Raw genomic sequence first — 19,318 nt, forward strand, 5'->3', positions numbered from 1 at the left:
CCACGCTGGATGACAGTTGCGCGGCCGCTGGAACCGGGCAGCGCAATCGGCGTTCCATACTCACCTCCGCCCATGCGGGGAGAGGAGGACGAGGAAGCCACAATGAAGATACGCGCCGGGTTTCATCTGGGCTATGAATGCATCCAGCCGACGCCAATGCTGCTGGTGCTCAACATTCACCCCTCCCGTCGCGCCGATCTTCTGAGCGAGCAGGTCCTGACATTCGACCGGCCAATCGAAGTCTGGGAATATACCGACAGTTTCGGCAACGCCTGCAGCCGCATCATCGCTCCGCCCGGGCTGACGACGATTTCGACCAGATTCGAGATTTACGATACGGGGCAACCCGACGTCGTGCCCACCGAGGCCGTACAGCACGCGATCAAGGACCTCCCCGACGAGGTGCTCGTTTTCCTGCTTGGCAGCCGTTACTGCGACACCGACAGGCTTTCGGATTTTGCCTGGAAAACCTTCTCGTCGACGCCGCTCGGCTGGGCGCGCGTGCAGGCGATCTGCGACTTTGTGCATAACCATATCACCTTCGACTATCAGAAGGCCGACGTTCTCAGAACCGCGCATGGCGGCTTCACCGACAAGAGCGGCGTCTGCCGCGACTTCGCCCATCTCGCCATGGCGCTTTGCCGATGCTTGAATATTCCTGCCAGATATTGCACGGGCTATCTCGGCGATATCGGCGTTCCAGCCGATCCCAATCCGATGGATTTCAGCGCCTGGTTCGAAGTCTTTCTCGGCGGTCATTGGCACACGGTCGATGCCCGCCACAACACGCCGCGGATCGGCAGAATATTGATGGCGACCGGCCGCGACGCCACCGACGTCGCCATGTCGACGGCGTTCGGCCCGGCCACACTTTCCCGCTTCGAGGTGATCACCGAGGAAGTGCCGTGAAGGCACTCAGGGGCGCTGCGGGCGAGCGAATCCTATGCTTTCTTGAGGAATTCCGTTTTCAGCACGAGGCCCTTGACCTGCTTGGTGTTGCACTCGACCTCGCCGGGATTGTCGGTCAGTCGAATGCCCTTAACCAGGGTTCCGCGCTTCAGCGTCTCCGAGGTGCCCTTGACCTTGAGGTCTTTGATCAGCGTGACGGAATCGCCGTCGTGAAGCTGGCTTCCGTTGCTATCCTTTACAATAATGTCCTCGGCCATGATGTCCTCGCTTTGATGATGCGGCAGGGGTAATCACGACGACACGGGATAGTCAACCGCCGCCCTGCCGCGCCTCCCAAGGTCGTTCACCTGGACATGCAGATCACTTTTGCCGTCGCGGCCACATGATCGCCGCGGGCACTCGCCATCTCGGTTGGGACTTACCGTCGTCGCCGAGCGCCCGTGGGGTATTGAGCTGACGGGGAGGCGACCCAGATCAATTCCCGGCCCGTGGCCCTTCGAGCCAAACCGACCAAGGTCCGATCCGCCCCGGACTTCGTGCCGATACCAAACGCTTGATTGCTGCAATAGATTTTCGCGGCGGGGCGGAATTGCGGAGTTTTATAGCCGTGACGAAATTTATCGTTGTAGGAATGATACTGACGCCGTTGATCTTCTGGGGTTCTATCGGCGTCTGGGTCTACTCGCTATTATCGTGAGGCCCCCTCACACCTTCAGTCCTCGATCATTTCATCGGGTAGTCGGGCGAACCGAAGTCAAGGCCGGCGACGGTCCTGGACAATCTCAATCAAACCAGGATCTTGGTCAAAGCTCCTGACCAGGAGTGCAGATCAACTGGAAGGCTGAGCCCGGTTCATTGTCTTGGCACGAGCCCGTCAAGCAGGAAATCCAGACCTTTCCTGAAAGCGCCGTCCCAATCATTATCCAGCAGCAGACGAGCACGCTCGATTGTCGGATATTTTTCGCTGAGATGAGCAAGGCGCTGCTGCGCGGCGGCCATGTCGTCGTCGGAAAGGTCGAAATTCGCACGGGTGATGGTCGCGCCGATCACATAGTTCCAGAGCGACCATATCGCGCCGTTCAAATCTGCCTCTGCGACGCCGGCTCCGGATAAGATCCTGCCCAGCAGTTCCAGGCGGCTGAGGATGTTCGGGCCGAGCGCCCGGCGCGGCAGCAGCGATGCCGACCAGGGATGGCGCAGCATGCTGGCACGCCAGTCCTCGAGCATGTGAAAGATTGCGCCGCGCCAATCCGCAGCCTCGATCCTTTGTGACGGCCCCCGATATTCGAGAACCGAGTTCGAGCGCGAGATCAAAGACTTCCTCTTTGTTGTCGACGTGCCAATAAAGGCTCATCGCGCCCGCGCCGAGGCGATCGGCCAGGCGGCGCATCTTCAATCCGTCGACACCTTCGGCGTCCAGCAGTTCGACCGCGGTCGCTACGATCCGTTCGATCGAAAGCGCCGGTTCACTGCCCGCCTGCTGCATGGACGGGACCGACCCAGCTTGCCGTTGAGGCCGTTTACCCTGATCGCCGCCGCCTTTGGCTGCCATGCGTCCTTCCCAAATGATCTGAAAGTCGTTGTAAGCCGACAAAGCCACGAATGTCGACTCCGGCCGATCGACTCGTACAACGTACGATGCCATTTGATCGTACGTTGTACGAGTTAATTATGCGACGATCGAACGAGAATTCAATCCGGAGACCGCGGGCGACGTTGCTCGCAGTCCGCAGGACCAAGAGAAAATCATGTCACACACCATCAAACATCTACTTTTCGGAGGGCTGATCATCATGACCACGGGAATTTCCACTGCGACGACGGCGAATGCGGGCGACCTCAAGCCAACCATCGTCAATCCGAAAAACCTCTACGACCCGACACCGAACGGCTACAGCACGGCGGTGATCGCACCGCGCGGCGCCCGGTTGGCCTTTATCTCCGGACAGGGTGGCCAGGACAGCACCGGCGCCTTGTCGCCGGACTTCGCCGTCCAGGTTAAGCAGGCCTATGCCAATCTGCGCGCCGCTCTCGATGGGCTCGGCACAAGGCCGGATCAGGTCGTCAAGCTTACGGTCTTCGTGGTCGATCACGACATGTCCAAGCTCGAAGTGCTGACCAGAAATGTCAAAGAAACCTTCGGCGCGGCGCTGCCGGCGCAGACGCTTGTCCCGGTTCCCAAACTTGCAATAGACCCGATGCTCTTCGAGGTCGAAGCCGTCGTCGTCCTGGAATAACGGCCGCAAGCGAACCGGCTGCGGCAAGGCTGCCGCTCTCGCTGGCTGTTCGATCGACCTGATATCCGGAAGATCGCTTTCGACTGCTGGAACTGGCGGCACTTGAAGCCCTGGCTGTAGGCGGAAGGCTTCACTGACGAGCAGCTTGAGGGTGAGGCGACTGTATTTGAGCAGTTTGCTGATGAACTGCCAGCATGACAAAGCCTCCTCGTAAGCCTTCTCAGCCGCTGCTCGTGACGCCGAAGCGCCCGCCTTACGGGCTGCGAGGTCCGCTTCGTAGCGCGCCAAAAAGCCGGCGCTGTTGCTCAGCGCTCAACCGCAGTCGCCGGATGACGCGGCTGAGCGCCACAAATTACCAATGGCCGGCGCGATCACCACACTCTCCGACACATGAGGCGCGTCGGCCGGTCTTCCGACGCGTAGCGAACTCATGCTAAAACGGCTCCATGACAAAGCTATCGCTTTCAAATCTCCGACACATACGCGTGCGCCATCAGGGCGCACCGATTTCGTTCGGAGATAAACATGCATCACAAAAGAAAGCGCCCCCGCAAAGCTGCGTGCGGACTTTGCAAGCCGCATAAGACCAAGGGCAACTGCCCACGTCATAAGAACATGCAGTTGGGCAACCTGCGTCGATACTTGTCCGGGTCTGAGCAACTCCGCTGCCGGGAGATTAGGGTGTCGGGCATGGATGGGAATTATCGGCAGTAGCCACAGTACGGTATTGGATGAAAAGAAAGGTCGGCGCGAATGGTCGCTCCGACCTTTCTTTGATTGCATCAGCACGGTGCCAGTACATCCGTGGTCACCAGCAGAAGCTATCGGATAGATTGAATCTATGCGCCTTGTGAATTTATGCAAGGAGTAGGAGGTGCCGATTTAGGGCTAGGCGAGGGAGGAGCCTGCCGGGGTAACTTTGCCACGACAATCGCACCGCCCGCCTCACCAGTTGGCGATTTCATCCGCCTGCATTCGGTCCCTTAGGGTCATGCCTCAAGACCGCCGCATCGGGCGGCTGAACGCCGGCACGTAAAATGGAATATGGCGGAAGAGGTGGGATTTGAACCCACGGTACGGTTTCCCGCACGCCGGTTTTCAAGACCGGTTCCTTAAACCACTCGGACACTCTTCCAAGTAATTGAGAAGCTGTAAGAAATTCCGTTGCGGGATTTCTGCTGCATCGGTGGTTTCTGCCGATTTGCTGCCCATTCACTCACAGGCCGGCTTTTTAGCAGCTTTGACCGCAGCGTCAACTTGTTCTGCAGAGAAGCGGCTTCGACAGCCGCTTCTCTCTGCCGTCGTCAGACCAGGACGGTGAAGTTGTCAAATGCGAGCTGCGGAAAGCCCGTCGGCTCTACCTCGGGCTGAATATCGAAGCGGATGAAATCGACCGCTCCCAAGGCCTCCAGCGAAATGTGCTGGCCATCGGCAATGGTGTCGCCATAAACCGTCAGCGACATCCCGCTCACCTTGTTGCCGCCGATATAGCCTTCGAACGTCACAAGGGCATCGATACCTTGATAGGCTGGGTCGAAAACCGTTGCGACGTCGACACCCTCCACGGTGAAGAGTTTGCCGTCAACGCGATCGAAGAATGGATTGTAGGGGTTGGTGACGACGTATTCGTTGCCGACGGATTCGGCGACCGTCCACAAATTGCCGTCGAGCTTGTCGCCAAACTTGAAACCGGCATAGCCCGAGGCGATATCCGGCTGCCCGGGATATTCCGTCGGAGCATTCTCGAAATCGATGGAATACAGCCCTTCCGGAGGCGTATGCACGCCGATGTTGAGATTGGCGACATCCGTGCCGCCTTTTCCATCGGAGATCTTGAAGGAGAATCTCTCGGCGAAGACTTCACCGGACTCAAGGCTTGCGGGATCACTGACCGTGTAACTATAGCTGCCGTTGCTCCAGACCGTCAGCGTTCCGTGCTCACCCTCGATGGTCAGATATCCTGCTTCACCCGCCTTGTTGGGAATTCTTATTCCGTTGACGAACTGAACCTGAAGCAGGTCGCCATCGGAATCTGAGGCGCTGTCGAGAAGGTTTCCTTCAATGGCTTCCGCTGGTGCGTAGTCGTGGACCGACACGTCAGGCACTGCTGGTTTGTGATTTGCCATAGCTCGTCTCCCTAAAGATGAGCGTGGAAAGGACGCCGGGCTACGACCCGAACGCGGCAAATAAACTTTCTACTCCACTTTGAGTCAAGCGACAAACTACACGCTCCAAGGGAGCGACTGCCGCGGTTACCGCTGCAGGAGCGTGAAGAGTAAGCCGCGTTACTACCCTGAGGCGAAAGCTCCAACTCCAGCGGAGATCGGCGGCCTCTTGGCACTCGGTGGCCGTTAACCTTCATGTCGCAGCTGTTTCGCTCCGGGGCATCTCGCGCTCCGAAAGCTGGCTTTGCAGTGCCAAATGATCCGCATCGGCACGCCCTTGCGGCTCAGACTGCAGCCATGGAAAGGGCAGGGCGGCAGCTTCGCGTTAGCGATCTGTAAACCATAATTATTAGATTTGTCGCTATCGCCTCGAAAACGTTCGTAAATTCGCCACGAACCTAGCAAATTTAAAGTCTCGTTAGGCGGGTGGGCATAAGGCGTTATTGGCCCAAGATGGGGCAAAGTTCCTTAACCATAACGATGTTTGAGCGGCGTGGGACATATGACATTGGGATACGGGGCGACGTCTTTCGCAACGACAGCGCGATGGCTGGCGATATCGGCGATGTGTGCGACGGTTGCGGCATGCGGCACGACACAGGCCGTGCCGAAGAAAAAGGCCCATGGCAAAGAGTATTTCTCGGAATCCGAATATGGCGTAAAGGCCAGCCCCCGCGTCGCCACCGGCAACAACATCCCGAAGGGCGGGGGCCGCTACATCGTCGGCAATCCTTATGTGGTGAAGGGTAAATGGTATTATCCGAAGGAAGACTTCTCCTATAGCAAGGTCGGCATCGCTTCCTGGTATGGTTCGGCCTTTCATGGACGCCTGACGGCTAACGGCGAAGTCTACGACCAGATGCATCTTTCCGCCGCGCATCCGACTTTCCCGCTGCCGAGCTATGCTCGCGTCACCAATGTCGAGAACGGCTCATCGATCATCGTGCGCGTCAACGATCGCGGTCCCTATCACGAAGGACGCATCATCGACCTTTCCAACAAGACTGCCAACATGCTGGATCTGCAGCACAGCGGCACCGGCAAGGTGCGCGTGCAATATGTCGGCCGCGCTCGTATGGACGGCCACGACATGCCCTATCTGATGGCTTCCTACGTACCGAAGGGCAGCCGAATTCCCGGCGTCAATCCGGAAGGGCAGATTGCAAGCGGCGTAATGGTTGCCTCCAACAGCCGCAAGATCACCCGCGATCAACTGCAGAGCGCCGAAGATTACGAGGCGCAGCCGGCCAAGGTACCGGTGCCGATGTCGGCGACCTCCTATGCCGGCTCGACGCCGAGCGCGCGCTACAATGCGGCGCCCGCGCTTGCCCCGGGCGCCCATGTTCTGGTGGCGCCAACGGCCCCGTCCTCAAACGCCGCGCCGGCCTTCGATCAGATGGTCGTGCTGCCGGAGATCGGTCCCATGCCCTATGAACGCCCCTATGGCGGCTCTCAGCCTTCCCTCGCGCTCGGCTATCAGTACGAGGGCGTGAAGACGGTGACGGTCGATCTCGCCTTCGACGCGGTGATGGTGCGCAATGACGGGCTGACGCAGGCCTCGATCCTTGCCTCGGCCAAGCGCCAGCAGGCAAAATCCGCGGCGCGCTGAGCATGGCGATTGCATCGGATTTCGCCGCGCTCTAACCTTCTCAAAACTGCCGTTCACCGATGGGACTTGCGATGCTGAGGCCTGTGCTTCGCCTTCTAGAGCGGTTGCGCTTTTCACCGAAGCGCAGACCCGCTCTAGCCTTATGTTTTTCCGCAATTCCGGAGGCAAAACCGCTCGGCACTTTTGCCGCATTTGCTCTTGCATGCCTGATGCCGCTCGCCACAGGCGCGCAGGCAGCCGATGGCGGCGGCGCCGGTTTCGCCACCAAGGCGGCGCAGGCCTATATGATCGAGGCATCGACCGGCACGGTGCTTCTCGCCAAGAACGAGGATCAGGGCTTTTCGCCGGCTTCGCTTGCCAAGCTGATGACTATGGATCTCGTCTTCGAGGCGGTGACCAAGGGCCAGATCACGCTCGACACCGAATATCCCGTTTCCGAATATGCCTGGCGCACCGGCGGCGCGCCGTCGAGGACGGCGACGATGTTTGCCGCCCTGAAATCGCGCGTGCGCGTCGAAGACCTGATCAAGGGCATCGCCATCCAGGGCGCCAATGACAGCTGCATAATTCTCGCCGAGGGCATGGCCGGAAGCGAGCAGCAATTCGCCGAATCGATGACGCGCCGCGCCCGCGAGATCGGCATGGAGAAGGCGGTGTTCGGCAATTCCACCGGCCTTCCTGATGGCAAGAGCAAGGTGACGGCGCGCGAGATGGTGACGCTTGCCGCCGCCCTCCAGCAATCCTATCCCAATCTTTATCCCTATTTTGCCCAGCCCGATTTCGAGTGGAACAAGATCTTCCAGCGCAACCGCAACCCGCTGCTCGCGCTCGATCTCGGCGCTGACGGACTTGCCACGGGCTTTACCGAGGGTGAGGGTTATTCGATCGTCGCCTCGGTCCAGCGCGACGGCCGGCGGCTGTTTCTGGCGCTCGCCGGAATCGCCTCCGACAAGGAGCGGACCGAAGAGGCCAAGCGTGTGCTCGAATGGGGCCTGACGGCTTTCGAGAGCCGGCAGATTTTCGCCGAGCATGAAGTGATCGGCGCAGCCAGCGTCTATGGCGGCACGGCGCGCACCGTCGATCTGATCGCCAAAGCACCGGTCAGCGTCTATATTCCGGTCAGCAATCCCGACCGGCTGTCGGCGCGCATCGTCTATCGCTGGCCGCTGACAGCGCCGGTGCAGCCGGATTATCAGGCCGGCACGCTCAGGATATTCGCCGGCAGCCGGCTTCTCAGGGAAGTCCCGCTCTATACCGCGCAGGCGGTTGGCGAAGGCTCGCTCAGCAGCCGCGCCGTGGATGCCATGCTGGAACTCGGCGAATCGCTGTTTTTCTCCTGGCTCTGGGACAAGTCCGCGCCCGGCTGAAGCCGTTATCGTCAAGCGGCCGCACTGTCGCGCACCACATGTTCAAGACTTGAGCGCCGGGCCTTCTGATATAATTTGCCGGGGAAGGTGATTATGTCGCCGCGGCGAAAGGTTTTCCTTCCCGATGTCTTCGGATAGATAGAAGAGGCGGGGCGCGCGCGTGCGGCGCCCGGAATGCGGGAAGCTGTCATTGTCATCCGGTACGGGATTGTTCGTTACGTTTGAAGGCGGGGAAGGCGCGGGGAAATCCACGCAGATCCGCCGCATCGCGGAGGCGCTGAAGGGCGAAGGTCACGAGGTGCTGGTGACGCGGGAACCGGGCGGGTCGCCCGGCGCCGAGGCCGTGCGCCACGTGCTCTTGTCCGGGGCTGCCGAGGCGTTCGGCACACGGATGGAGGCGATCCTTTTTGCCGCTGCGCGCAACGACCATGTCGAAGAGGTGATCCGGCCGGCCCTTGCCGCGGGCAAGATCGTGCTCTGCGACCGCTTCATGGATTCCTCCCGTGTCTACCAGGGTATCACCGGCAACCTCGAACCCGATTTCATCGAGACGCTGCAGCGCATCGCCATCAATGGCGTCGTGCCCGATTGCACCTTGATACTCGACATTCCCGCAAAGGTCGGCCTGGAGCGGGCGCAGAAGCGCAGCGCTGCCGAAGCGCCCGACCGCTTCGAGAAGGAGCGGCTCGAAACGCATGAAAAACGGCGCGAAGCCTTTCTCGATATCGCCGTGCGCGAGCCGGAGCGCTGCCACGTGGTCAACGCCATGCAGACGGAGGAGGCGATCGCGGCCGAGATTCTGGCAATCGTCAGGCAGCTCAAATCGCCCGCAGACCGCGCCCGATTGCCGGAAGCGGCCCATCATGAGTGAAGCCCATTATGAGTGAGGAGAGGCCGGGACTGCTCGACGGCGCCATCTGGCCCGCCGAGAACACCAGATTATTTGGCCATGAGGCGGCGGAGGCCTTCCTCGCCCAATCCTGACCGATCCGGCAAGGGGCATCACGCCATCCTGATCGAGGGGCCGGAGGGCATCGGCAAGGCGACGCTCGCCTTCCGCTTCGCCAACCACGTGCTTTCGCATCCCGATCCCGAGACGGCGCCGGAGACGATCGGCGATCCGGACCCCGCCTCGGCGGTCAGCCGGCAGATCGTCTCCGGCGCCTCGCACAATCTCTTGCATCTTGCCCGGCCGGTGGACGAAAAGACCGGCAAGGTGAAATCGGCGATAACAGTCGACGAGGTGCGCCGCGCCGGCAAGTTCTTCTCGCAGACGTCAGGCACCGGCAACTGGCGGATCGTCATCATCGATCCGGCCGACGACATGAACCGCAATGCGGCCAACGCCATCCTGAAGATCCTCGAGGAGCCGCCGAAGCGGGCGCTGTTTCTGGTGCTGTCGCATGCGCCGGGTCGGCTGCTGCCGACGATCCGTTCGCGCTGCCTGCCGCTGAAACTGGCGCCGCTTGCCGACGACGCGCTTGTCGCCGCCCTTGCCCATCTCGGCATATCGGGAGAGGGCGGGGCGGTGCTATCGGCGGCCAAGGGCAGCGTCGGCGAAGCGTTGAAGCTCTTGAACTATGGCGGCGGAGAGATTATCGCCGCCTATGACGAGGTGCTTTCCGCCGAAGGGCCGGCGGCCCGCAAGGCGATGCACCGGCTGGCCGATGCGCTGGCGGGCAAGGAAAGCGACACGATCTTCGATTTCTTCGTCAGCCATGTCGGTGACGACATCATGAACCGTGCGCGCGTGGCAGCGGGCGAGGGGCAGATCGCTGCTGCCGAACGTCTGGCGCGGCTCTATTCCGAGATCACCGAGCGGCTCACCATTTCGGATGCCTATAATCTCGACCGCAAGCAGACGATCATCAGCATTCTCGCCGATATCAAGCAGCCGGGCCTCTAAAGCGCGTCGCATCAAATTTGATTCATGCGACGCGCTTTAGCTCTTTGTTTTGATGCATGTCGTTGTCCCGGACGCTGCACACTTCCGGGCGATATGCATTAGAATCCTGATGCCTGGTCAGCCGGTCAGGAGCTTGCCTGCGACGACGGCGAGCGTAGCGGCCAGGACGATGCGGATGGTGCGCTCGTGCAGCTTCGGCGCCAGAAGGCTGCCGATGATGATGCCGGGAATCGAGCCGACGAGCAGGGCAAACAGCATCGCCCAGTCGATCTCGCCGATCAGCCAATAGCCCATGCCGCCGATCAGGGTCAGCGGAACCGCATGGACGATATCGGAACCGACGATCTCGCGCACGTTAAGCCTGGGATAGAGGACCAGCAGGATCGTCACACCGAGCGCACCGGCGCCGACCGAGGTCAGGGTGACGAGGATGCCAAGACAGAACCCAAGAATGACGGTGAGGATGAGGATGGTTGCCGGCTGCGGCGGCGTGCGATCGCCGATGGCGCGCCGCGCCAATTCGAGGATTGAGCCTCGGAAGACCAGCATGATCGCGGTCATGACAAGCAGCCAGCCGAGCGCAACCGTAATGGTGTTGGTCACGCCGATGCTTTTACGATCGACGCCTGCCAACAGCCAGAGCATCAGCACGGCGGCCGGCACACTGCCGGCGGCGAGGCTGCCGACGATCTTCCAGTTGATCCGTCCATGCATGCCGTGAACGGCAGTGCCCGCCGTCTTGGTGATCGCCGCATAGAGGAGATCGGTGCCGACCGCGGTTGCGGGATGGACGCCGAACAGCAGCACCAGCAGCGGCGTCATCAGCGAACCGCCTCCAACGCCGGTGATGCCGACAAGCGCGCCGACGAACAGGCCCGAAATCGAATAGAGCGGCTCGAATGTCAAACAAGCGCCCCCAACGGCGCGCGGCCACAACAAACCGGATCGATGAAAACTGACACTTCGTTCTGTCCCGCCCTCTTTCCGACGACCGGTAAATTGGGTGCGAAGCGGAGTCAAGTTACGACCCCCGTGTCCCGGAAATCATGACGGCGCCAAAACTTGATGTTTCGCTTGGCGGAGACATGCGCTAAGAGCGGCTGACCATTTTTATAGAGTAAGCCGGACATTGGCCGCCATGACAGACAAGACACCCTTCTACATCACCACCGCGATTTCCTACCCGAACGGCAAGCCGCATATCGGCCATGCCTATGAGCTGATCGCGACGGATGCGATGGCGCGCTACCAGCGCCTGGACGGCAGAGATGTCTTCTTCCTGACCGGCACCGACGAACACGGCCAGAAGATGCAGCAGACGGCGCGCGCCGAGGGGATTACCGCCCAGGCGCTCGCTGACCGCAACTCCGGCGAATTCCAGGCGATGGCGAAGCTGCTCAACGCCTCGAACGATGATTTCATCCGCACCACGCAGGAGCGCCATCACGAGACGTCGCGCAACATCTGGAAGCTGATGGCCGACAATGGCGACATCTACAAGGACAGCTATGCCGGCTGGTATTCGGTGCGCGACGAGGCCTATTACCAGGAAAACGAGACGGAGCTGCGCGCCGACGGCGTGCGCTACGGGCCGCAGGGCACGCCCGTCGAGTGGGTTGAAGAGGCAAGCTATTTCTTCAAGCTCTCCGAATACCAGGAGAAGCTGCTTGCGCATTACGAGGCAAACCCTGATTTCATCGGCCCGGCCGAGCGCCGCAACGAGGTGATCTCCTTCGTCAAGTCGGGCCTCAAGGACCTCTCGGTCTCGCGCACGACCTTCGACTGGGGCATCAAGGTGCCGGACGATCCGGCCCACGTCATGTATGTCTGGGTCGACGCACTGACCAACTACATCACCGCGACCGGCTATATCGAGGACAGGAACGGCCCGCGGGCGAAATACTGGCCGGCGGACGTGCACATCATCGGCAAGGACATCATCCGCTTCCACGCCGTCTACTGGCCTGCCTTCCTGATGTCGGCGAAGCTGCCGCTGCCGAAGCGGGTCTTTGCCCACGGCTTCCTGCTCAACAAGGGCGAGAAGATGTCGAAGTCGCTCGGCAACGTCGTCGATCCGGTCAATCTGGTGAACCATTTCGGTCTCGATCAGGTGCGCTACTTCTTCCTGCGCGAAGTTTCCTTCGGCCAGGACGGCAGCTACAGCGAAGAGGCGATCGGCACGCGCATCAATTCCGATCTCGCCAATGGCATCGGTAATCTCGCCAGCCGCTCGCTGTCGATGATCGTCAAGAATTGTGACGGCAAAATCCCGGAATGCGGGGCGCTGACTGACGAGGACAAGGCGATGCTGGCGCAGGCCGACGCGCTGCATGAGTTGACGCGCGAAGACATGGGCAAGCAGCAGATCCACCGGGCGCTTGCCTCGATCATAGCCGTCGTTTCCGAGACCGACCGCTATTTCGCCGGCCAGGCGCCGTGGGCACTGAAGAAGACCGATCCGGTGCGCATGGGCACAGTGCTGTACGTCACCGCCGAGGTCGTGCGCCAGATCGCCATCCTGCTGCAGCCCTTCATGCCGGAATCATCGGGCAAGCTGCTCGATCTCGTGGCTGCGCCTGCCGACAAGCGCGATTTTGCCGCCCTCGGCGATGCCGGCCGCCTGATCGCCGGAACGCCGCTCGAGGCGCCGACGCCGGTCTTCCCGCGTTATGTGGCTCCGGAGGCTTGAGGCCGTGCTGATCGATACGCATTGCCATCTGGATTTCGCCGACTTCGAGGCCGAGCGCGACGAGATTGTCGCGCGCGCGCATCGGGCTGGTGTCAAACAGATGGTGACGATCTCGACGCGGGTGCGCAAGCTCGACGGGCTGCTCGCAATTACCGAAAAATATCCCTCGGTGTTCTGCTCGGTCGGCACGCATCCGAACAATGCCGACGAAGAGCTTGATATCCAAACGGAAGAGTTAGTGCGCCTTGCCAACGCCCATGAGAAGGTGGTGGCGATCGGCGAGGCGGGGCTCGATTATTTCTACGATACGCAAAAGCCTGAGGACCAGCAGACCGGCTTCCGCCGCCATATCGCGGCGGCGCGCGAGACGCAGCTGCCGCTCGTCATCCACAGCCGCAGCGCCGACGAGGACATGGCAGCAATCCTGACCGAGGAAACGGGGAAGGGGGCTTTCCCCTTTATCCTGCACTGCTTCTCGGCTGGTCCGGAACTTGCGCGAACCGGCGTCGAACTCGGCGGCTATGTCTCCTTTTCCGGCATCCTGACCTTCCCGAAGTCTGAAGAGCTGCGCGAGATTGCCAAGACGGTCCCGCATGATCGGCTGCTGGTGGAAACGGACGCGCCGTATCTGGCGCCGAAGCGCTGGCGCGGCAAGCGCAACGAGCCGTCCTATGTCGTCAACACGGCCGAAGTGCTTGCCGAGACGATCGGTATTTCCTACGCGGAGATCGCACGGATCACGACGGAGAACGCTTTCCGCCTGTTCTCGAAAATGCCGAGGATCTAGCAGCGTGCTCTACTGGCGGCGTTTCACCATTCTCGGCTGTTCGTCGTCACCGGGCGTGCCGCGCATTTCTGGCGACTGGGGTGCCTGCAATCCCGACAATCCGAAAAACCGGCGCACGCGCGCCTCGTTCATGGTGCAGCAATTCGGCCCTGAGGGCGTCACGACGGTTGTCGTCGACACCGGGCCGGATTTTCGCGAGCAGATGATCAGGGCAGGGGCCGATCATGTCGATGCCGTACTCTACAGCCATCCGCATGCCGACCACATTCACGGGATCGACGATCTGCGCGGCTATTTCCACAATACACGCCGCCGGGTGCCGATCTTTGCCGACCAATATACGATGGACAGGCTGCGTGAAGCCTTCCGCTATTGCCTGGAAACGCCGCCCGGCAGCAATTATCCGCCGATCGTGCTGCCTGTTGTCATCGAAAATATCGACGAACCCGTCGAAATCCGCGGCCCCGGCGGCAAGATCGACTTTTACCCGCATATCCAGCAGCATGGCGATATCCATTCGCTCGGCTTCCGCATCGGCGATGTGGCTTATTGCAGCGATATCAGCGATTTCCCGCCGCAGACCGTCGAGAAGCTGCAAAATCTCGACGTTCTAATCATCGACGCGCTGCAATATACCTATCATCCGAGCCATCTGTCGCTGGAACAGTCGCTCGACTGGATCAGCCGGCTCAGGCCGAAACGGGCGATTTTAACCCATATGCATACGCCGCTGGATTACGACGCGGTGATGGCTGAGACGCCCGAGCATGTGGTTCCGGCATTTGACCAGATGAGCTTCGAGATTGAGGTCAGCGCATAATTCTGGGCGCCGCAACCTCCTGCTCTGTGTCTGAAAAGACGCTGCGGGTCGAGGCGAAAACCTCGACCCTGATGCAGGATCACGGCATATAGGGCAGAACCTCGACGGCGCCGCGATAGATCATATCGAGCGAGACGTAGAGGATGATCACCAGACCGACATAGGCGATCCAGCGATGGCGGCTGAGCAGCCGGGCGATCACATGGGCGGCGATGCCCATCAACGCGATCGACAGACCGAGGCCGATGACCAGCACGCTCGGATGTTCGCGCGCAGCTCCCGCAACGGCGAGCACGTTATCGAGCGACATCGAGACGTCGGCGATGACGATCTGGGTCGCCGCCTGGAAGAATGTCTTTTTCGGCGCGCCTTCGCCGGTCTCCGCCAGGTGTTCCTCGCTATGGCCATTGCGAAGCTCGCGCCACATCTTCCAGCAGACCCAGAGCAACAGCAGGCCGCCCGCCAGGAGCAGGCCGACAATCGCCAGCAGATAGACCGCGACGCTGGCAAAGAGAATACGCAGAATGGTTGCGGCCAGAATGCCGACGATGATCGCCTTGCGCCGTTGCGTGGCCTCAAGGCCGGCCGCGGCAAGACCGATAACCACGGCGTTGTCGCCAGCGAGAACAAGGTCGATAGCAATGACCTGCAGCAAAGCCGTCAGACCGGCTGCCGTGAAGATGTCCATATGAAATGTCCCCAATGCGTCAAAAGCCGTGCTAGCGTCTCCACGGTTTGACGTCAACCGCTGAGGGATGCAACAGCCCGTGCAATTCACTGCGCGGTGCATCCGAAACGACAAGCGGCAGCATTATGGAACTGACGGTCAAGCCCCGCCGAGCCGTCGCCATTGCCGTGGAACATTCGTCTCGGCTGCCGGTTCTCCGAGTCAGGAAACCAGGCGTCGGGTCGGCGCCTGGAACGCGACATCGAGAGGAGAGTTCCCGTGAGCAACATTCACAACGATACCAACCCGGGTTTGTCAGGCCCCGTTGGCGGCGGCAGCCTTACCGCATTTTTCGACAGCCGGTCGGAGGCCGAATCCGCGGTTTCCCGTCTCGAGGACGCCGGCGTCCCCGTGGCGAGAATAAGATTGATGCCGGGATATGAGGCGGATGAAAAACATGCCGGCGTCATCAGCGACGACCGCAGCGGCTTCTTCGACGCGCTGGCCGACTTCTTCTTCCCGGACGAGGACCGCGCGATGTACGCAGAAGGGCTGCGGCGAGGCGGCTTCCTCGTTCAGGTCAACGATATCGATGACGCGCTCTACGAAACCGTTCATGATATCCTGGACGACGAGGGCAGCATCGACATCGACGAGCGGGCTGATCTCTGGTTATCGGAAAGCGGGCGCCAAGGCGGGTCGAATACCGGTTTTGCGGGCTCGGCCCATGGCGGCAAGGCCGCGGACGACCTGGCAGTATCCGAAAGCGCATTCGAAGGGCCGGCTTCCGACGAGGCGCCGGTCGCAGTGCGCGACACCGCGCATGGAAGCGCCAAGGTTCGCGCTTATAAATTCACCGGCGCTTCCGCATCATCGAACGATTCGCAACAGCAGTCGCAGACGCAAGGCGGATCGCAGCAGAGCCAGAGTTTCCGGCGCGATCATTGATGTGCAGCGAGGCCGGCGGCAATGTCGAGCCTCGCTGCGCTCACTTATTCGAGGACAAGTCGATGCAATCATCCATCAACCGCGACGGCTTTCTTCCGCCCGATCCCGATGAACTGGTCGCGGAAGGCGAACCGCCTTTTGCCGATGCCGCCGCCGAGTTCCGCGCGTGAAAAGGCCGACCAAAGTCTGCACCACCTGCAGCGGGAATTGCGGCTGCTTCAGGCCCGCATCGGCCTGTTGCGTGACGATGCGGAAGCAGCGCTGAAAGCCAAGGCAACATCCGTCGATGCGAATGCCCATGTCCAACTCGGCGACTATCCGTGGCTGAAACTCGCCATCGCCACCGGCGCAGCCTTCGTCGCGGCGAGGGCGATCAGAAGCTTGCCGTTCGGCGTATTGCTGGCCGGATTTGCCGGTCATGTCTCGCAGACGAGACGGTGGTGAACGATCCGGCACGTAACAGGCGAAGTGGATTTCATTCTGATCGTCGTTGTCCGAACCGTGGGAGACTACGAAGCAATGACCGGGCGCCTGTTATTCGCCAACAAGTAGCGATGGACAGAGTGAAGGTGAGCCCGAATATCGCCTTGGACCCGCAAACGCGATCGGAGCTGAGCCGGACTGGGGCAGCGCAAAGGCGGAGCGGCGTAAGCCTTTGGCCTCGTTGACGAAGGCTTATGTTCCATAATCTCTCTTATGTGATCTTTGTGTGTAGAGGCTATTTAGTAATGCGACAGTTGGGCCAGTTAGAGATGCGACAGTCTCGCCTCCTCGCCAGCCTCCCGGCTCCGCAAAGATGGACGCAGCCGTGCGTGCCGACTGACCATGGATTGTCTTTCCTGCAACCGGATCGACGGTTTAGCGTTGCCTTAAAGAAACTGTGCAAGGATGCAAGCCTGTCATTCACACTGGCGACCTGATGAAGTTTCGACGAAATACAAAGATAATTCGCAGCCTCGCGCGCTCCCTGATGAGCCATGCGAGCGCATTCGCTCCGGCACTATTTGCGGCCATAATCGCAGCCATCGTCGTTTGGGTGGCAACGGACTGGCGGCTTGAGCGGTCGTTGGCCGACGAACGTTCAGTTGTTGCCGGCGAGCTTGCGACGATGTCATCTCGACTGCAGACGAACCTCAATAGCAATGTGAAGCTGTTGCAAGGTTTGGCGGCGGGTATCGCGGTCGATCCGGCGATGGGCCAGAACAGATTCTCCAAACTTGCCGCGCAGATTCTGCAGCCTGAGTCACAATTGCGAAGCTTCGCTGCAGCGCCCGACATGGTGGTCCAGTGGGTTTATCCGGAAAAAGGAAATGAAAAGGCCATCGGACTCGACTACCGAAAAAATGAGAAGCAACGGGCCGCCGCGATGCTGGCGCGCAACACCCACAATATCGTCCTGACAGGCCCGGTGGAACTTGTCCAAGGCGGAACGGCTTTCGTTGTCAGGTGCCCGGTTTATATCGACGATGGAAACAGCCAGATCTTTTGGGGTCTGCTTTCGGGAATCATCGATATTCCGAGGCTATACCGGGATAGCGGTCTCAGTTCGACCGGCCTGGAGATCGCCATCAGCACGACGCCGGAGCCGAATTCGGCCAAACAGGTCTTTCTTGGCAGCCTGGAAACTTTTGGGAAGAAACCGGTCGTCGCCTCCGTCGATATGACGTACGGCCGGTGGTCCCTCGCCGCACTTCCCAGGCATGGATGGGGCCAGAATAACGGCATCGGCACTTTTGAGGTTTATGCCAGCCTGTTGGCCTTGTGTGTCGTCGCGCCGATCGTCTGGGTCGGCTTTCTGACCAAATCGCGCCAGAAGACCATCGAAAAACTTCGCCTTCACAAGAACAAGCTCGTCCGAGCACGACAGAGGCTGGAGCACCTGTCACTGCATGACGCCCTCACCGGGCTACCCAATCGGCGGTTCGTCGACCAGATGATCTCGCAGCCGCCGAGGCCCGATCCGCAAGACCGCCTGATCCTTATCCATATCGACCTTGACCGGTTTAAAGAGATCAACGACACGAAGGGGCACGCCGGCGGCGACATGGTCCTGCAAACAACGGCTTCGCGGCTTGCCGATTTGACCGGCCCAAACGACGTCGCGGCGCGCATCGGCGGAGACGAGTTCGTCTTCGCCAGCTGGAGCCGCAATCCCGAGCCTAAAGCAACCGAATTGGCCAGGCAGATCGTCGACACGCTGCAGCAGACCATCTTTATCGATGGAGCCGGTTATGTGGTCGGCGCAAGCGTCGGTGTCGCCTGGGAGACTGAACGCGCTCGCGACCAGGATCTCGGTCAGCTGCTTCTGAATGCCGATTTGGCTCTGTACGAGGCGAAGAAAGCCGGCCGCGGCCGCGCCGCGGTTTTCACCGAAGAGCTTCGCAGCGCTGCAATCCATTCAAAAGAGCTGGCGGATGAATTCCATCAAGCGCTCGACCGCGATGAACTCGTTGCGTTCTTCCAGCCACAGTTCAATGCAAACACGCTCGATATCGCAGGCGTCGAAGCGCTCGCCCGCTGGGATCATCCGCGAAAAGGTCTGCTCGGTCCGAACGCGTTTCTGGATGCTGCGGAAAGACTTGGGCGCAGTGCCGACATGGACAGGCTGATCCTGCAAAAGGCCCTGTTCGAGCTGACACGGTGGGACGGCTTGGGAATGCATATCCCACGGGTTTCAGTCAATATTTCAGCGCGGCGGCTGGCGCAAACAAATCTGCTCGGCGAGCTGTCCGAACTTCCCGCAGCAAAGGGTCGCCTGTGTTTCGAGCTGCTCGAAACGATCTCCTTCGATGAGCTTCAGCCCGCCCTCAATGAAGTCATTCCGGCAATCAAAGCGCTCGGCATCGAAATCGAGATCGACGATTTCGGGACGGAACACGCCAGTATCGTCAGCTTGCTTCGATTTGAGCCACGAAGGCTTAAGATCGATCGAGAGATCATCAAACCGATCATCGTGTCTGCATCTCAACGCCGTCTAGTTTCCTCGATTATCGAAATCGGCCAGTCTCAGAACATCGACATCGTTGCCGAAGGCGTGGAGACAATGGAGCACGCCAGGATCCTGAAAGATCTTGGCTGCCATTTGCTGCAAGGTTACGCTCTGGCCCGACCCATGACCTCGGAGCAGTTGATCGAATTTTGCCGTATGACGGATAGAGAAGTGGCAAAGGCGGGCCGATAGCCTCGGCCGCATTCAAATGACGATCGTTATTGC

Annotated in this window: 14 protein-coding genes, 1 tRNA gene and 3 pseudogenes; 12 read left to right on the forward strand and 6 right to left on the reverse strand. The window is 60.3% G+C overall.

What is annotated here, in order from left to right:
• Positions 1 to 102: 102 nt before the first annotated feature.
• Positions 103 to 909, forward strand: a complete 807-nt coding sequence (locus tag MHI61_RS12725; RefSeq protein WP_239792271.1) for a transglutaminase family protein — start codon at positions 103 to 105, stop codon at positions 907 to 909.
• 32 nt (positions 910 to 941) lie between these two features.
• On the opposite strand, the gene MHI61_RS12730 is transcribed toward MHI61_RS12725, so the two are convergent.
• Complete coding sequence (locus MHI61_RS12730) at positions 942 to 1,166, reverse strand: alkylphosphonate utilization protein (protein WP_239792272.1); 225 nt, start codon at positions 1,164 to 1,166, stop codon at positions 942 to 944.
• 595 nt (positions 1,167 to 1,761) lie between these two features.
• Positions 1,762 to 2,461, reverse strand: a pseudogene (locus MHI61_RS12735) (TetR/AcrR family transcriptional regulator C-terminal domain-containing protein).
• A 196-nt stretch (positions 2,462 to 2,657) separates the two neighbouring features.
• Between MHI61_RS12735 and MHI61_RS12740 the strand changes: the two are divergent.
• The gene (locus tag MHI61_RS12740) at positions 2,658 to 3,146 is read left to right on the forward strand and encodes a RidA family protein (protein WP_239792273.1); all 489 of its coding nucleotides are present in this window, start codon (positions 2,658 to 2,660) and stop codon (positions 3,144 to 3,146) included.
• Between the two features lie 1,045 nt (positions 3,147 to 4,191).
• Here the strand turns inward: MHI61_RS12740 and MHI61_RS12745 are convergent.
• Positions 4,192 to 4,281: transfer RNA gene (locus MHI61_RS12745), tRNA-Ser, on the reverse strand.
• A gap of 169 nt (positions 4,282 to 4,450) precedes the next feature.
• On the reverse strand, positions 4,451 to 5,272 hold the full coding sequence (locus MHI61_RS12750) for an Ig-like domain-containing protein (RefSeq protein WP_345774871.1): 822 nt from the start codon (positions 5,270 to 5,272) through the stop codon (positions 4,451 to 4,453).
• 541 nt (positions 5,273 to 5,813) lie between these two features.
• On the opposite strand from MHI61_RS12750, the gene MHI61_RS12755 reads away from it, so the two are divergent.
• From MHI61_RS12755 to MHI61_RS12770, 4 genes and pseudogenes are all read left to right on the forward strand, one after another.
• Entirely contained in the window at positions 5,814 to 6,920 is a 1,107-nt protein-coding gene (locus tag MHI61_RS12755) for a septal ring lytic transglycosylase RlpA family protein (RefSeq protein ID WP_239792275.1), read from the forward strand.
• Between the two features lie 209 nt (positions 6,921 to 7,129).
• Positions 7,130 to 8,287: a D-alanyl-D-alanine carboxypeptidase family protein gene (locus MHI61_RS12760; RefSeq protein WP_239792276.1), complete on the forward strand. Its 1,158-nt coding sequence runs from the start codon at positions 7,130 to 7,132 to the stop codon at positions 8,285 to 8,287.
• A gap of 190 nt (positions 8,288 to 8,477) precedes the next feature.
• The gene (gene tmk / locus MHI61_RS12765) at positions 8,478 to 9,158 is read left to right on the forward strand and encodes a dTMP kinase (RefSeq protein WP_239792277.1); all 681 of its coding nucleotides are present in this window, start codon (positions 8,478 to 8,480) and stop codon (positions 9,156 to 9,158) included.
• Between the two features lie 8 nt (positions 9,159 to 9,166).
• A pseudogene (locus MHI61_RS12770) lies at positions 9,167 to 10,193 on the forward strand (DNA polymerase III subunit delta').
• 117 nt (positions 10,194 to 10,310) lie between these two features.
• Here MHI61_RS12770 and MHI61_RS12775 read toward each other — a convergent pair.
• Positions 10,311 to 11,099, reverse strand: a complete 789-nt coding sequence (locus MHI61_RS12775) for a sulfite exporter TauE/SafE family protein (protein ID WP_010032467.1) — start codon at positions 11,097 to 11,099, stop codon at positions 10,311 to 10,313.
• A 232-nt stretch (positions 11,100 to 11,331) separates the two neighbouring features.
• On the opposite strand from MHI61_RS12775, the gene metG reads away from it, so the two are divergent.
• From metG to MHI61_RS12790, 3 genes are read left to right on the forward strand one after another with little or no spacing between them, the layout of a single operon-like run.
• Positions 11,332 to 12,882, forward strand: coding sequence for a methionine--tRNA ligase (gene metG, locus MHI61_RS12780; protein ID WP_239792278.1), 1,551 nt, complete (start codon positions 11,332 to 11,334; stop codon positions 12,880 to 12,882).
• 4 nt (positions 12,883 to 12,886) lie between these two features.
• Positions 12,887 to 13,669 carry a TatD family hydrolase gene (locus MHI61_RS12785; protein WP_239792279.1) on the forward strand — a complete coding sequence of 261 codons (783 nt, stop codon included), beginning with the start codon at positions 12,887 to 12,889 and terminating at the stop codon, positions 13,667 to 13,669.
• Positions 13,670 to 13,673: 4 nt separating this feature from the next.
• The gene (locus MHI61_RS12790; RefSeq protein ID WP_239792280.1) at positions 13,674 to 14,489 is read left to right on the forward strand and encodes an MBL fold metallo-hydrolase; all 816 of its coding nucleotides are present in this window, start codon (positions 13,674 to 13,676) and stop codon (positions 14,487 to 14,489) included.
• A gap of 79 nt (positions 14,490 to 14,568) precedes the next feature.
• Here the strand turns inward: MHI61_RS12790 and MHI61_RS12795 are convergent, their stop codons facing one another.
• On the reverse strand, positions 14,569 to 15,177 hold the full coding sequence (locus MHI61_RS12795; protein ID WP_064685883.1) for a TerC family protein: 609 nt from the start codon (positions 15,175 to 15,177) through the stop codon (positions 14,569 to 14,571).
• 258 nt (positions 15,178 to 15,435) lie between these two features.
• On the opposite strand from MHI61_RS12795, the gene MHI61_RS12800 reads away from it, so the two are divergent.
• The 3 genes and pseudogenes from MHI61_RS12800 to MHI61_RS12810 all read left to right on the forward strand — a co-directional run bounded on the left by MHI61_RS12800 (position 15,436) and on the right by MHI61_RS12810 (position 19,285).
• A complete protein-coding gene (locus MHI61_RS12800; protein WP_239792281.1) occupies positions 15,436 to 16,104 on the forward strand; it encodes a hypothetical protein in 669 nt (222 codons plus the stop codon).
• 62 nt (positions 16,105 to 16,166) lie between these two features.
• Positions 16,167 to 16,548, forward strand: a pseudogene (locus tag MHI61_RS12805) (hypothetical protein).
• Positions 16,549 to 17,023: 475 nt separating this feature from the next.
• A complete protein-coding gene (locus MHI61_RS12810) occupies positions 17,024 to 19,285 on the forward strand; it encodes a bifunctional diguanylate cyclase/phosphodiesterase (protein WP_239792282.1) in 2,262 nt (753 codons plus the stop codon).
• The last annotated feature ends 33 nt before the right edge of the window (positions 19,286 to 19,318 follow it).

It is taken from the genome of Rhizobium sp. K102 (assembly GCF_022385315.1).
Lineage (GTDB): Bacteria > Pseudomonadota > Alphaproteobacteria > Rhizobiales > Rhizobiaceae > Rhizobium > Rhizobium croatiense.

Excerpts from the sequence above, each read along its gene's own strand:
- MHI61_RS12795 (WP_064685883.1), bottom strand. The coding sequence starts at position 15,177 with ATGGACATCTTCACGGCAGCCGGTCTGACGGCTTTGCTGCAGGTCATT.
- metG (WP_239792278.1), top strand. The coding sequence starts at position 11,332 with ATGACAGACAAGACACCCTTCTACATCACCACCGCGATTTCCTACCCG.
- MHI61_RS12810 (WP_239792282.1), top strand. The coding sequence starts at position 17,024 with ATGAAGTTTCGACGAAATACAAAGATAATTCGCAGCCTCGCGCGCTCC.
- MHI61_RS12760 (WP_239792276.1), top strand. The coding sequence starts at position 7,130 with ATGCCGCTCGCCACAGGCGCGCAGGCAGCCGATGGCGGCGGCGCCGGT.
- MHI61_RS12755 (WP_239792275.1), top strand. The coding sequence starts at position 5,814 with ATGACATTGGGATACGGGGCGACGTCTTTCGCAACGACAGCGCGATGG.
- MHI61_RS12740 (WP_239792273.1), top strand. The coding sequence starts at position 2,658 with ATGTCACACACCATCAAACATCTACTTTTCGGAGGGCTGATCATCATG.
- MHI61_RS12730 (WP_239792272.1), bottom strand. The coding sequence starts at position 1,166 with ATGGCCGAGGACATTATTGTAAAGGATAGCAACGGAAGCCAGCTTCAC.
- MHI61_RS12725 (WP_239792271.1), top strand. The coding sequence starts at position 103 with ATGAAGATACGCGCCGGGTTTCATCTGGGCTATGAATGCATCCAGCCG.
- MHI61_RS12750 (WP_345774871.1), bottom strand. The coding sequence starts at position 5,272 with ATGGCAAATCACAAACCAGCAGTGCCTGACGTGTCGGTCCACGACTAC.